Raw genomic sequence first — 13656 nt, forward strand, 5'->3', positions numbered from 1 at the left:
CACCAAGTCCTCTCGCCGAGCCTGGATGTTCGAGCCTGCGCCGAGAGCGACCTCTGGAGGAGACATGTCTGAAGCAGCGGCGGACCGCGACGACCACCGCGGGCCCGAAGCCTATTCCGTGCTCGACCTGCTGCCCGACGGCGGGAACGACGAGACGGCACGCCAACTCGCCCAACTGCTCGCCGGCTACCTGCAGACGCCGATAGCCGTGGCGATCATCAACCTGGGTATCACCGAAGTCCTCGAGGGCACGTCACTGACCGCCGGTGAGATCGCGGAGGGCACCGGGTCGGCTCCCGACGCGACGGCCCGGCTCCTGCGCGCGGGGATGGCGGTCGGCCTGGTGGCCGGAGAGTCCGGCGGCCGTTTCACCCTCACCGAGCTGGGCCGACGGCTGGGACCCGCCTACGGTTCGATCGGCGAGATCGCCGGAATGTGGCTGCCGCCGATCCGGGAGGCCCTCGGCGGGCTGGACGAGCACGTCCGCAGCGGACGACAGGTCGATCCCTCCGTCCCCGGCGGTTTCTGGGAGTATCTCGGCACGCATCCCCAGGAGGCCGTCAGGTTCTCCCGCGCGATGGGCGCCGCCACCTCCCGCCTGCTCGTGTCCCTCAGCGGCTCCGGTTACCGGCCGCCGGGTTCGAAGCGCGTCATCGATGTCGGCGGGAACCGGGGCACGGTACTGGCCTGGCTGCTCAGGGAGCTGCCCGAGGCCGACGGTGTGGTGTTCGACCGGCCCGAAGCGCTGCGGACGACCGCGGAGTACCTCGCCGCGATGGGTGTCGCCGACCGTACGGAGCCGGTCGGAGGGAGCTTCTTCACGGAGGTCCCCGAGGGCGACCTGCACGTCCTCAGCCGGGTACTGCACAACTGGGACGACGACAGGGCCCGCGTGATCATCGGGAACTGCGCCAAGGCAGCGCGTCCGGGCGGCTCGCTCGTGCTGATCGAGTACGTACTCCCGTCGGAGCCGGTGCCCACCGTGGGTCATCTGATGGACGTGCTGATGATGGTCCTCTACGGCGGCAGGGAGCGCACGGTGGAGGAGCACCGGGCGCTCGTCGAGCCGGCCGGATACACCTTCACCAGGGACGTCCCCGTCGGAGCCGTCGGCGGCCGGGCCGCGCCCGTACGGATCCTGGAGTTCCGCAAGGAGTGAGGAGCCGTGTCCGCCGGGGCGCCGTGGGAATCCGCCGCGCGGCCCCGGACTCCTGCCCACCCGCCTCCGACGCCGCCGTCACGCCGGCGTGGGAGGCGGGTTTCCCCGTTCCGGCCACATCGCCGGACGAATCCACGAGCCGCGGATTCCGTCGGCCCGCGACCTCACACAGACGAAAGAGGCAGCCAGCCCATGACCAGCAGAAGATCTTTCCTCGTCGGCGCGGGCGCGACCGCGCTGGCAGTCACGGCGTTCCAGGGTTCCTCCGCCGCCCGCACGGCGGCGGGCGGCAAGTGGAACCAGCTGCGCCGCCACCTCCGCGGGCGGCTGGTGCTGCCGTCGGACCCCGACTACCGAAGGGCCAAGCAGCTCTACCTGGTGCAGTTCGACGGCAGCCGTCCCCGGGCGATCGCCTACTGCGCCTCGGCCGCCGACGTCGCGCTGTGTCTGCGCTTCGCCCAGGACCACGCCCTGCCCATCGCGGTGCGCAGCGGCGGCCACAGCGCGGGCGGATACTCCACGACGGAGGGGCTCGTCATCGACGTGTCCCGGATCGGCTCCACCACGCTCGGCCGCGACACGGCGACGATCGGCCCCGGGGCGCAGCTCGTCGACATCACGAACACGCTCGCGCCGGCCGGGCTGACGATTTCCGGCGGCTACTGTCCGACGGTCGCGGCCGGCGGGTACTTCGCGGGGGGCGGCATGGGCCTTTTCACCCGCAGCATCGGCATGGCCTCGGACAAGGTGCTGTCGGCGGAGGTCGTCCTCGCCGACGGCAGCGTCGTGACCGCTTCACCTCGTCGCAACAGCGATCTCTACTGGGCCGTCCGCGGCGGCGGTGGCGGCAACTTCGGCGTCGTGACCTCCTACGAGGTCGCCCCGACACCCCTGACCGACCTCGCGGCCTGCAACCTGTCCTGGACGTTCGACCAGGCGCTGGACATGCTCGAAGGCTGGACGCGCTGGCTGGTCGACGCGCCCCGGGCGATCGGCAGCGGGCTCCTGGTCACCCTGGAGGACGCCGCGCCCGGCAAGGTCCCGATGGCGACGATCTTCCTGGGGTCCGTCGAGCCGGGCGGCGGTTTCGACAGCGAGATCGACCGGCTCGTCTCCCTGATCGGCCACGCCCCGTCGTTCCGGCAGTCGCACACGGCGCCCTACCAGGACATCCTGATGGACCTCTATCAGTGCGGCGGGCTCACGGTGCAGCAGTGCCACCGGGCCGACACCTCCCCCGGCGGTCAACTCACGCGCCCGGCCTTCGGGTTGTGGCGCAGCCGGCTGTTCAGTGAGGTGATGCCGCGTGAGGGCTGGGCCAAGGCGCTGGCCGTGCTCGACACGGAGCGGCAGCCCGGACAGATGCGCCAGTTGCAGGTCGTCGCGATCGGCGGGGCGGTCAACTCGGTGTCGCGTTCGGCCACCGCGTACGTGCACCGCGACAGCCTCTTCTCGGCGAGCTTCCTCACCTCGGACGCCGTCGCACCGGTCCCGGAGGAGGCCAAGGCGTCGGCGGGGCGCTTCGTCGACGCCGGCTTCGCCGTGCTCGATCCCTATTCGAACGGCGAGACGTACCAGAACTTCTACGACTCCCGCCTGCCCGACTGGCGGAGTTCCTACTACGCGGAGAACTATCCGCGGCTGAAGCGGGTCAAGAAGGCCTACGACCCGCACAACGTCTTCCGGTTCGCGCAGAGCATCCGCTGATCGTGCGCGGGGCCCGGTCCCGGCATCCTCTGCCGGGACCGGGCCCCGCGTGTGTGTGGCGGGTCGCCGTCACCCGAGCTGTTCGTGAAGGCGGCGGGACAGCTCGACCCGGCGTGTCTTCAGCGTGGCGGTGCGCGGCAGTTCGGCCAGCGGGATCTGGACCGGTTCGGCCAGCTGCGGGTACTCCGCGACGGCGGCGCGCCAGCGGTCCAGGTCGAGCGGCCTGTCCCGGTCGGTGCAGACGACGGGGATCGCCTCGGACTTCGGGCCCGGCACGACGACGAGCTCGATCAGCTCCTCCAGCCTGTCCAGGACGAGGTCCTCGATCTCAAGGCTGCTGCCCACACCGGGAATCGCGTCCACCTCCCGGTCGAGCATGTGCAGGCAGCCGAACCGGGTGCGGTAGCCGACGTCGCCGGTGCGCCACCATCCCTCGTGGACGTTGGCGTCGTAGCGCTCCTGCTCGCCGAAGTACGTCTTCGCTATCCCGTCCCAGCGGGCCTCGATGAAGCCCGGGTTCCGCGACGAGGGCCGCTTGCCGTTCTGGCTCACGAGCCTCACCCGTGCGCTGCCCGGCAGGGGGTAGCCGACGCAGCGCCCGTCCATCCGGCGCATGGACCTGCGGAAGTACGGCCGGCCGACCGCCGGGCCGACCTCGCTCTGTCCGTATATCTGGAAGAACTGCGGTGTTCTGCGCCCGGAGGAGCTGAGGAGCCGGCGGACCGTTCTGGGATGGAGCGCGTCGAACGTGCTGCTGAAGTACTTGACCGACGCGAACGGTCTGCGCGGATCGTCGGCCAGGCTCTCCCACGCCAGGAACGAGTTGGGAAGCGCCTCGATCAGCCCCGGCCGGTGTTCGGCGAAGAAGTCGGCGACGTCGTCGGGAGCGCCCTTGTTCACCAGGAGCACGGGCATCGATCTGAAGAGGCACAGGGCCATCGCCGCGAACATCCGCGAGTGCCCGAAGGCGATGTGGATCGCGACGGTCTCGCGCCCGCGCGTCAGCGCCAGCAGGAACAGCTGCGGCCGGAGCCGGGAGCGCATCGTACGGGGCGTGTGCACCACCAGCTTGGGGAGCCCGGTGGTGCCGGAGGTGTGGGTGATCAGCGCCGCCTCGTCGAGCCCCTGCAACACGGGCCGTACCGGCGGCGATCCGGCCAGGGCGGCGAGAGAGGTCACTCCCGGCCCCGGTTCGCCCACACTGATCAGGCCCTTGGTGAGATCGGCCAGCGGCACCTCGGCCAGCTCCTCCAGCTTGGACCCGTCGGTGAGCAGGTGCGGCTGGTCGAGCCGTCCCAGCAGGGCCGCGACGGTCGCGCTGTCCAGCGCGTGCGACAGCATCACCGGAATCGCACCGGCACGCGCCACCGCGGTGGCGAGCAGCCAGATGTCGAAGTTGGCCCTCTTGTGGATGACGACGCGCTCCCCGGGCAGCACCCCGGCCGCCCGGATCCGGCCCGCCAGGTCGGCCACATGACCGGCGAGCTGGGACACCGTCAGGCGCCGTCCCACCTCCGGCAGGGCGTCGAGGTCGTGATCGAGGGTGAGCGGCGTCGTACCGCCTCCGGCCGCCGCCCTCTCCGGTACGACTCCCAGGTACAGGCCGCGCTTGTGGATCGAATCATGGCTCATGGGGCCCCCATCCAGACCAGCTTCACTTCCCGGCAACCGATGCGCTCCGTGCCGTCGCTCCCGCGACCCGGGAGCGAACCGGCGGGGGCGGCCCGACCGTTCTCGGTCACGTCGGCGCACCCCTGCCCGACACTGTCCACAGCTTCGTAGACCGGGCTTGGCCCCGAATGCCCCACGAGTTGGCACCGGCTTGGTGCCATCCGCCGCCGGTGCGGGTTCAGCGCCGCAGGGGCACGCGCCGTGGAACGACGGCGCGTGCCCCTGCGGCGCTGATGGTTCGTGCCTCAGGATCCGGCCGCCTCGGGCAGCTTGGCCGGCACCGGGCCGGGAGCGCCCACGGGCGACGGCAGCGGACCGCCGCGCACCAGGGTGCCGCAGACGACGGCACCCGCCGCGAAGATGCCGGCGCACCACCAGAACACCGTGGTGTAGCCCTCGATCGCCGCGAGGTGGAACTGCGCCGGCGTCGGGCGCCCCTGCACATGGCTGTCCAGGTACGCGGTGGTGGCGCCGGCCGCGATCGAGTTCAGCAGCGCGGTGCCGATCGCGCCGCCGAGCTGCTGACCGGTGCTGATGCTCGCCGAGGCGATGCCCGCGTCCTGCGGCGCCACTCCGGAGGTACCGGTGCGGAGCACCGAGGCGAAGATGAAGCCCATGCCGAGACCGGAGACCATGGTCGGGCCGAGCAGGGCGGACGCGTAACCGGAGTCCGCGTCGATCCCGGTGAGCAGGGCCATCCCCGTCGCGTTGAGCAGCAGACCGGCGATGACCAGCGGCTTGGGGCCGAATCGCGGCATCACCGCGATGTTGCCCACGTTGGCACCGACGGCGGTGAGCACCACCATGGGCAGCAGGGCGACGCCCGAGGTGATCGCCGAGTAGTCCAGGGTGGTCTGCATGTAGTAGACGAGGAACAGGAAGATGCCGAACATGCAGGCGCCGACGACGAGCATCGTCAGGTAGGCGCCGCCCCTGTTGCGGTCGAGTACGAGCCAGGGCGGCAGCAGCGGCTGTGCGGCGCGCGCCTGCCAGAGGACGAATACGAGCAGCAGTACCCCGCCCGCGGCCAGGAACCCCCAGGTCGAGGGTGTGCCCCAACTGTGCGACGCGGCGTTGGAGAAGCCGTAGACCAGGCAGAACATACTGGCCGACACCGCCACCACGCCCGGGACGTCCAGTCGGGCGCCCGGCTTCCTGACTCCCTTGGCCATCGGCAGCGACGCCCCGAGCATCACGATTCCGGCGAAGAGCAGGTTGATGTACATGCACCAACGCCAGGACAGGGACGAGGTCAGCGAACCGCCGAGGATCAGCCCCAGGCCCGCGCCGCTGGCCGCGACCGCGCCGAAGGCGCCGAACGCCTTGCCCCGTTCCTTCGGGTCGGTGAAGGTCGTGGTCAGCAGGGCCAGGGCGGCCGGTGCCAGCAGCGCGCCGAAGGCTCCCTGACAGGCGCGAGCCGTCACCAGCATCTCGAAGTTGACCGCGGCGCCGCCGACGGCCGAGGCCGCCGCGAAGCCGCCCGCGCCGATGAGGAAGGTCGCCTTGCGGCCGATCAGGTCGACCAGCCGCCCGCAGAACAGCAGCAGGCTGCCGAACGCCAGCGAGTACGCGGTGACGATCCACTGCCGGTCGGCGTTGGTGATGTCCAGGTCGTCCTGGGCCGAGGGCAGCGCGAGGTTCATCACCGTCACGTCGAGCACCACCATGAGCTGGGCGACGCAGATGACGCCGAGGATGAGCCACCGCTTCGGTTCCCCGCCCGCCGTCCCGGCGGTCGCCGGGTCCCGCTCGCCCGCAAGATCCGCTTTCTGTGTTGCCACGATCATCTCTCCTTGTCGCATCGAATGGACCTTGGCATCACCCTGAGAGCGGCCTCGGCGGCGGAATGTGACATGGCCGGGCCGCCGGTGACGTCAGGCGCGGTCTCCCGCGTCCAGGCCCAGGACGCGGGAGACCGCGTCGCCCAGCACGCCCACCGGATCCTCGCTGCCGGCCGTGCTGCGCCATGCCACGTGGTTGTCGGGGCGCACCAGTACGGCCCCCTCGTCGGTGATCTGCCGGACCGCGGCCCACCGCCCGTCGCCGTCGGTGAACTCCGCGCCGCTCCCGACGCGGGCGACGGTGATCGGGATCGAGAACCTCTCCGCGATCCGCGCGGCCGCCTCGGCCCACGGTGTTCCCGCCGGGCCGGTGAGCAGCGCGAAGCCGGTCGCGGAGCCGGTCAGGTCGTGGGTCGACAGGCGGCGCCCGTCGTGTTCGATCCAGGCGTGCGGCAGCAGATGACCGGGGCGGGTCGTCGGGTGGTACACGTCGCCCATGGGAGCGCGGGACGGCGCCCGGCTGCCGTCGCCGACGACGGCGCCCTCCTCGTACACGAACCCGATCTCCAGGTCGTGCGCCTGGCATTCGGCGCGGTGCGTACCGAAGATCTCCGCCCCCCGGGCCCGTACGGCGGCGCCGCCCGGGGACGGGTCGAAGTACGTGGCGAACGCCGACGGCCGGTGCTCCGGCGGGATGTGCGCGCCGAGGCCGATGGCGGCGTCGGTCATGACCCGGTGGTGGAACCAGGTGGACAGCCCCCAGTCGACGTTCTGCCTGCCGACCGGCCGGCGCTCCGTCTCGTAGGTGTCGAGGAGGCTGTCGCCGGCGCGGCCGTCGAGAACCGCGGCCAGCTTCCACGCGAGGTTGTGCACGTCCTGGATCCCGCCGTTCAGGCCGAGCCCGGTGGTGGGCGGCTGGCGGTGCGCGGCGTCGCCGGCCAGCAGGATCCGTCCGTCCCGGTAGCGGTCGGCGAGCACGCCCTCGACGGTCCACCGGGTCACCTTGTGCAGCGTCAGATCCAGTTGGGGCAGGCCGAGCACCTCACGCATCCTGGCGGCGACCGCGTCCCCGTCGGAGCGGTCCGTGTCGCCGAGGGCGAAGTGCAGGCCCCACTCCTCGCAGTTCCGCCCCCAGGTGGGGCCCATCTCCAGCAGGGTGCTGGAGAGGTCCGGCCGGTAGGGGTTCACGAACCAGGTGATGATCGTGCCGTCGTGCCACCACGCGGAGAGGTCGGCGGAGAAGTACGCCGTCGTGACGTCGACCATCCTGGGCGTGCCCCGCATCTCCACACCGAGAGCGGCACCGACCGTACGACCGCCGTCGGCCGCGATGACGTACCGTGCCGCCACCTCGGTGCTCTCCCCGGTCGCGGTGTCGCGGATCTCGGCGACGACACGGTCACCCTCGTCGCGGAACGTGGTCAGTTCGCGGCCGAACAGGACGCGTCGGGGATTGCGCTCCTCGGCGTGACGGCGCAGCAGCGGCTCCAGCCGGAGCTGCGGGAGTTTGGTGGTCAGGACGGGGCCCGCCGCCGCGTACGTCTCACTCAGCGCGCCGCCGCCGAAGGCGTCCATCTCATGGATCACCCGCGCGTCCAGCGGTCCGTCGCCGGTGAGCGTGGTCTGCCAGCGCACCTTGCCGAACTTCTCCAGCGGCGCCCCCCGTTCGAAGACCTCCCCGTCGAGCCCGTGCTGGCGGAAGATCTCCATGGTGCGCTGGTTGAGGTAGTGGGCCCTCGGCAGTATCGACGTGTCCGGGTGCCGTTCCACCAGCAGGTGCTCGACACCGTGGTCGGACAGGAAGACGGAAGCGGACAGGCCGCACCCTCCGCCGCCGACTATCAGAACCGGAACCTCGACAGCTTCCATCATCGGCCTTCCATGTCGATGCTGCGTGCACACAGCTTCGGCGGGAGGAGTTGGCCGGGGCTACGCGGCGAGTTGGCGCCGGCTTGGCGGCGCCCTGGACCCGGCCCCGCGGGCACGGCCGGAGCCCGCCGGCCGTGCCCGTCAAAGGGCTTCCCCGGTCAGGGAGTTGTCGTGGAGACCACGTACACGTGGGGCATCGCCGGATCGCTCAGGTCGACGGTGATGTCCTGCGTGGGGCGTGGGTCCTTCTGCTTGTGCGTGGTGCCCGACCACACGCGCGTGGGGACGAAGTCCCAGCCGACGGTGCGCGCGTCACGGGGCGCGATGGTGACGTTGCCCTCCTTCAACTCCGAGCGGTGCGAGCCCAGTTCGGTGAGGAAGGTGTCGAGCCGGCCGGACGTCACGTTGAACTGCACATACAACCGGCTGGACTTCCAGTTGCTCGTCTCGTAGTAGCGCACGTTCGTGGCGCGTGCGGGGATCGGCACCTCGAAGACCCGCTGCTTCATCCGGGACGGCACGGCGTCGGTGAGGCCGGTCGCCGAGGACTCCAGCTCCTTGTCGAGTCCGCTGCGCCGGCTCTGCCCCGCCGAGATCACCAGATAGCCGGCGGGGATGCCGATGAGCAGCACGATCACTATCGCCGTCACCCACCGGCGGCGAACCATGTGACGGTGGTTCTCCGGCGGCTTCGGGAGGTCGTCGGGGGTCGACTGTCGGGGCACGGTCATGAAGGAGGTTCCTGGCTGGTGCGAGGGGCTCGGCTGGGACTCGTACGGGGTTCTCGGGGCGGGTCGGACGGCTCCGGCTCGTCGGGCGCAGGCGTCCGCGGCCCGGTGGCAGCTCCCGGTGCCGCGTCCCGCTTCGGCTCGTCCGCCGCGGCGGACTCCCGCCGCTCCCGCACCGCCGCCGCGCGGGACTCCTCGGCCTCGCGCAGCTCCTGCTCCTCGCGCAGGTCCTGCGGCATCCGGCCGGTGCGGATCGCCTCCGCGTACAGCTCGTACTTCTCGTAGCGCTCAAGTCTGCGCCGGTTCGCGCGGCGGAAGCGGCGGGCGACGAGCCGGGAGAGGTCGGCCGCGCCGACCATGCCCGCCTCGGGGCCGAGCTGCGCCTTGGCGATACGGGCCTCGGGCCGGTAGCCGCGCCCGGTGAGCTGGCGGCGGAACGCCTCCCGGGCGGGGCCGATCAGCAGGTCGTCCGCCGCGCTGACGCCGCCGCCGATGACGAAGCACGACGGGTCGAGCGCCGCCGCCAGATTCGCGATGCCGACGCCGAGCCACTGGCCGATCTCCTGGAGCAGTTCGACGCACATCGCGTCGCCCTCGCGGGCCAGCTCGGTGATCAGCGGTCCGGTGATGTCGGGGATGTGGCCCTTGACGCGTTCGATGAGGTTGTACGCCACCGGGGAGTCGGCCGCGGCCAGCTCCCTGGCCTCCCTGACGAGCGCGTTGCCGGAGCTGTACTGCTCCCAGCAGCCCCGGTTGCCGCACGGGCAGCGGTGTCCGGCGGGCACCACCTGCATATGGCCGAACTCGCCGGCCACGCCGTACTTGCCGCGCTTGACCCGGCCGTCCTCCAGTATGGCGCCGCCGATACCGGTACCGAGCGTGATCATGACGAGGTGGTCCTCGCCGCGTCCGGCGCCGAAGCGCCACTCCGCCCAGGCGGCGGTGTTCGCGTCGTTGTCGACCATCACCGGGACGGCGAGCCGGGAGGAGATGGAGTCCCTGAGCGGTTCGTCGCGCCAGGCGAGGTGCGGGGCGAAGAGGACCTTCGCGCGGTCGGCGTCCACCCAGCCGGCGGCGCCGATGCCGACGGCGTGCACGTCGTGCCGGTCGGAGAGGTCGAGCACCAGCTCGACGATGGTGTCCTCGACGACCTTGGGGCTCTTGGACTTGTCCGGTGTCTCGGTGCGGATCTTCTCCAGGATGTTGCCGTCCGGGTCGACGACGCCGGCCATCACCTTCGTACCGCCGATGTCGATGCCGACGGTGGGCACACGCGGCGCGGAGGCGTGCGAGCGGCGTTCGCGGGTGCCGACGGTCCGCAGGACGGTGGCGCGGGCGGAGCCCCGGTGGGTGAGATCACGGTAGGTACTCATCGGACCGGCCCCCTCGGGTGCCGGGGAGCCGCCGTACGCCGGGGGTCCGCCGAGCCGGGGCGGGCGCTGTGACGGCACGCACCGGGCTGTGTCCGTCGGGTCCCGGGGCCGCCGGCCGGACGGTCGGCGCTGCTACCGGAACGCGGCCTGGGTGCTCGCACGTGTCGTGTCGTCCCTGCGGATCGGGGGCACACCGAACCGGGTGTCCGGAACGGCGGCGGTGGACGGTCGTCCACCACCGCCGATTCTGCCATCCGGGCGGTCCGGAGGTCCGTCAGGGCTTGGCGGTGGTGCCCCGCCCCTCGCCCTTTCCGTCCTCGTCGGCGAGATGCCCGCCGCCGTCCACCGGGCGGCCACCGAGGTGGGCCGGGGTGGGGGCCTTGGCCAGCTCGTGGCTCAGCTCTTCGAGCTCCGACCCGCCCGCCATCTGGCGCGTCAGCTCGTCCAGGGTGATTGATTCCTTGGTGTGACCGCCGGCCATCACACCGCGCTTGAGCAGGACGAACCGGTTGCCGACGAGATACGCGTGGTGCGGGTTGTGGGTGATCAGGACCACGCCGAGTCCCGCGTCGCGCGCGGCGGCCACGTACTTCAGTACGACTCCGGACTGCTTCACGCCGAGCGCGGCGGTCGGCTCGTCCAGGACGAGGACCTTGGCCCCGAAGTGAACGGCGCGGGCGATCGCCACGCACTGCCGTTCGCCGCCGGACAGGGTGCCGATGGGCTGGTCGACGTCGCGCAGGTCGATGCCCATCCGCAGCAGTTCCTCGCGGGTGGTGCGGCGCATCAGTTCGACGTCGAGGCGCCTGAACGGGCCGGCGCCCTTCGTCGGCTCGGAGCCGAGGAAGAAGTTCCGCCAGACCGGCATGAGCGGTACGACGGCGAGGTCCTGGTAGACGGTGGCGATGCCCAGGTCCAGCGCCTCGCGCGGCGAGCCGAGCGCCGCCTTGCGGCCCTCGATGAGGAATTCGCCCGCGTCGTGCCGGTGCAACCCCGCGATGATCTTGATGAGGGTGGACTTGCCCGCGCCGTTGTCGCCGAGGACACAGGTGATCTCGCCCGCGTGCACCTCCAGCGAGACACCTTCGAGGGCGCGGATGTTGCCGTAGTACTTGCTGACGTCGTCCAGCTCGACGAGCGGTGTCGTGGTCGCCGTGCCACCGGTCGTGGACGTGCCGGGCGTGGGCGTGCCGGGCGTGCTGGGCGTGCTTGTCATCGGGTCGCCTCCGCGCGCTTGCGGACCCATGCGTTGAGCAGGGTGGCCAGAAGGAGCATCGCTCCGAGGAAGAACTTGAACCAGTCCGGGTTCCACTCCGCGTACACGATGCCCTTGCTGGTCATGCCGAAGATGAAGGCACCGACCGCGGCGCCGATCGCCGATCCGTAGCCGCCGGTGATCAGACAGCCGCCGATGACGGCGGCGATGATGTAGATCAGCTCGTTGCCGACACCCTCGCCGGACTGGACGACGTCGAACGAGAAGAGCAGGTGCTGGCCGGAGACCCAGGCGCAGAAGCCGACGCCCATGTAGAGGCCGATCTTCGTCAGCCGGACCGGGACGCCGACGGCGCGGGCGGCCTCGGCGTTGCCGCCGACCGCGAAGATCCAGTTCCCGAAGCGGGTCCGGAGCAGGATCCAGGTCGCCAGGGCGACCAGAGCGGCCCACCAGAGGATGGTGACCTTCAACTCGACTCCGCCGAGGGTCAGTTCGGAGGCGAAGAGCTTACGTGCCGACTCGAAACCCTCCATGTCGCTGATGCTCTTGGTGGAGACGGTGCCGCTGATCAGTTTGGTCAGACCGAGGTTGAGGCCGGTGAGCATCAGGAACGTGCCGAGGGTGATGATGAAGCTCGGCAGTTTCGTCCGCGTCAGCATGAAGCCGTTGAACACCCCGATGGCCAGGGTGACCAGCAGGGACACGGACACGCCGACCCAGATGTTGGCCGTCATCTGGTAGCTGAACATCGAGGAGATCAGCGCCGAGCTGGTCACCAGCACACCGGCGGACAGGTCGAACTCGCCGCCGATCATCAGCAGCGCCACCGGCACCGCCATGATCCCGATCGTCGACGCCGCGTAGAGCACGGTGCCGAAGCTGGACGCCTTGAGGAACGAGTCGGCGACGACGGCGAAGAAGAGGAACACCGCCAGGGCGCCGACGACGGCGCCGAGTTCGGGCCTGCCGAGGAGCTTGCGCAGCGTCGAGTCACCGAGCAGCCGCTCGTCCTTGGCCGGGCGGTCCCCGCCGTCGCCCGGCCGGTCCTTCACGGGTGGTGCGGTTGTGGTCATCGAGTCCCTCGCTCCGCGTATTTCTCCAGCTCGGCAGCGTCCTGCTCGCTGATGATCTGCGGGCCGGTGAGCACCGGGAGCCCGCCGCCGAGTACGTCGGCGTTGTACCGGTAGAGCCAGAGCAGATCGACGGCCTCGTACCCCTGGAGGTACGGCTGCTGGTCGACGGCGAAGCCGAGCCGGCCCGCCTTGAGCGAGCCGGCCACCGCCTCGTTGAGGTCGAAGGTGTCGATCTCGGCGTTGCTGCCCGCCGTCTCCTTCGCCTTGACGGCGGTGTCCGCGAAGGGCGCGCCGAGCGTCACGACGGCGTCGATGCTCTTGTCGGCCTGGAGCTTCGCCTCGATGGACGCCTGTACGTCGGGCATGTTGGTGCCGTCGACGTACAGGTTCTGCATCGTGCCGTCGAAGGTCTTCTTCGCCCCGGCGCAGCGCTGCTCGTGGCCGACGTTGCCCTGCTCGTGCAGGACGCAGAGGGCCTTCTTCCTGCCACGCTTGTCCAGCTCGTCGCCGACGGCCTCACCGGCGATCGACTCGTCCTGGCCGATGTGGGTGAGCGCGCCGAACTGCTTCGACTGCTCGGAGCCCGAGTTGACGGTGATCACCGGGATGCCGGCCTTGGTGGCCTTGGCGACGACGGCCTTCATCGCGTCGGGCTTGGCGAGCGTGACGATCAGCCCGTCGACGCCCTTGTCGATGTAGGACTGGACGAGCTGTGCCTGCTGCTGGCCCTCGTCGCTGTGCGCGTACAGGAAGTTGATGTTGTCCTTGACCGCGGCCTGCTCGGCGCCCTTCTGGACGATGTCCCAGAAGGTGTCGCCGTCTCCCGAGTGGGTGACCATGGCGAAGGTCCACTTAGGTGTGTTCACCGCGGCCCGCCCCTGTGCCTCGGCCGCCGCGGCCCGCTCCTCGGCGCGCTTGCCGCCGGTGCTGCTGCATCCCGCCAGGGACGCCGCCCCGAGCACCGCCGCCAGCACCGCGCCCGTCGCGCGTATCCCTGTCCGACCAACCCTTGCCACGACGTCGTGCCCCTCTTGCCGTACTTCCCGGTACCGCCGGGCGCGGTGGGACCCGGCCCGGCG

At 71.0% G+C, this 13656-nt stretch carries 9 protein-coding genes and 1 pseudogene; 2 read left to right on the plus strand and 8 right to left on the minus strand.

All coding sequences use genetic code 11. The features are described from left to right. The first annotated feature begins 64 nt into the window (after positions 1-64). Together GXP76_RS03410 and GXP76_RS03415 are read left to right on the plus strand one after the other, a co-directional pair. Positions 65-1159 (plus strand): acetylserotonin O-methyltransferase, encoded by a 1095-nt coding sequence (locus tag GXP76_RS03410; RefSeq protein WP_242569889.1) that lies wholly within the window; start codon positions 65-67, stop codon positions 1157-1159. A 192-nt stretch (positions 1160-1351) separates the two neighbouring features. Then, the gene (locus tag GXP76_RS03415; protein WP_242569890.1) at positions 1352-2866 is read left to right on the plus strand and encodes an FAD-binding oxidoreductase; all 1515 of its coding nucleotides are present in this window, start codon (positions 1352-1354) and stop codon (positions 2864-2866) included. Between the two features lie 69 nt (positions 2867-2935). On the opposite strand, the gene GXP76_RS03420 is transcribed toward GXP76_RS03415, so the two are convergent. The 8 genes and pseudogenes from GXP76_RS03420 to GXP76_RS03455 form a co-directional block, all read right to left on the minus strand. Beyond that, positions 2936-4498 carry a class I adenylate-forming enzyme family protein gene (locus GXP76_RS03420; protein WP_242569891.1) on the minus strand — a complete coding sequence of 521 codons (1563 nt, stop codon included), beginning with the start codon at positions 4496-4498 and terminating at the stop codon, positions 2936-2938. 284 nt (positions 4499-4782) lie between these two features. Then, on the minus strand, positions 4783-6324 hold the full coding sequence (locus tag GXP76_RS03425) for an MFS transporter (RefSeq protein ID WP_277992934.1): 1542 nt from the start codon (positions 6322-6324) through the stop codon (positions 4783-4785). Between the two features lie 87 nt (positions 6325-6411). Beyond that, the gene (locus tag GXP76_RS03430) at positions 6412-8190 is read right to left on the minus strand and encodes an FAD-dependent monooxygenase (protein WP_242569893.1); all 1779 of its coding nucleotides are present in this window, start codon (positions 8188-8190) and stop codon (positions 6412-6414) included. A 155-nt stretch (positions 8191-8345) separates the two neighbouring features. Further along, the gene (locus tag GXP76_RS03435; protein WP_242569894.1) at positions 8346-8918 is read right to left on the minus strand and encodes a hypothetical protein; all 573 of its coding nucleotides are present in this window, start codon (positions 8916-8918) and stop codon (positions 8346-8348) included. A gap of 224 nt (positions 8919-9142) precedes the next feature. Beyond that, a pseudogene (locus tag GXP76_RS03440) lies at positions 9143-10288 on the minus strand (ROK family glucokinase); the annotation flags it as partial. A gap of 274 nt (positions 10289-10562) precedes the next feature. Beyond that, on the minus strand, positions 10563-11504 hold the full coding sequence (locus GXP76_RS03445) for an ATP-binding cassette domain-containing protein (protein WP_242569895.1): 942 nt from the start codon (positions 11502-11504) through the stop codon (positions 10563-10565). After that, a complete protein-coding gene (locus GXP76_RS03450; RefSeq protein WP_242569896.1) occupies positions 11501-12577 on the minus strand; it encodes an ABC transporter permease in 1077 nt (358 codons plus the stop codon). The genes GXP76_RS03445 and GXP76_RS03450 overlap by 4 nt, the downstream gene beginning before the upstream one ends. Beyond that, the gene (locus GXP76_RS03455; RefSeq protein ID WP_242569897.1) at positions 12574-13593 is read right to left on the minus strand and encodes a sugar ABC transporter substrate-binding protein; all 1020 of its coding nucleotides are present in this window, start codon (positions 13591-13593) and stop codon (positions 12574-12576) included. The genes GXP76_RS03450 and GXP76_RS03455 overlap by 4 nt, the downstream gene beginning before the upstream one ends. Between the last annotated feature and the right edge of the window lie 63 nt (positions 13594-13656).

It is taken from the genome of Streptomyces sp. NP-1717 (assembly GCF_022695985.1).
Classification (GTDB): domain Bacteria; phylum Actinomycetota; class Actinomycetes; order Streptomycetales; family Streptomycetaceae; genus Streptomyces.

Bases quoted from the DNA above. Each gene is read 5' to 3' on its own strand.
- GXP76_RS03410 (WP_242569889.1), top strand. From the start codon at position 65: ATGTCTGAAGCAGCGGCGGACCGCGACGACCACCGCGGGCCCGAAGCC.
- GXP76_RS03415 (WP_242569890.1), top strand. From the start codon at position 1,352: ATGACCAGCAGAAGATCTTTCCTCGTCGGCGCGGGCGCGACCGCGCTG.
- GXP76_RS03420 (WP_242569891.1), bottom strand. From the start codon at position 4,498: ATGAGCCATGATTCGATCCACAAGCGCGGCCTGTACCTGGGAGTCGTA.
- GXP76_RS03425 (WP_277992934.1), bottom strand. From the start codon at position 6,324: ATGATCGTGGCAACACAGAAAGCGGATCTTGCGGGCGAGCGGGACCCG.
- GXP76_RS03430 (WP_242569893.1), bottom strand. From the start codon at position 8,190: ATGATGGAAGCTGTCGAGGTTCCGGTTCTGATAGTCGGCGGCGGAGGG.
- GXP76_RS03435 (WP_242569894.1), bottom strand. From the start codon at position 8,918: ATGACCGTGCCCCGACAGTCGACCCCCGACGACCTCCCGAAGCCGCCG.
- GXP76_RS03445 (WP_242569895.1), bottom strand. From the start codon at position 11,504: ATGACAAGCACGCCCAGCACGCCCGGCACGCCCACGCCCGGCACGTCC.
- GXP76_RS03450 (WP_242569896.1), bottom strand. From the start codon at position 12,577: ATGACCACAACCGCACCACCCGTGAAGGACCGGCCGGGCGACGGCGGG.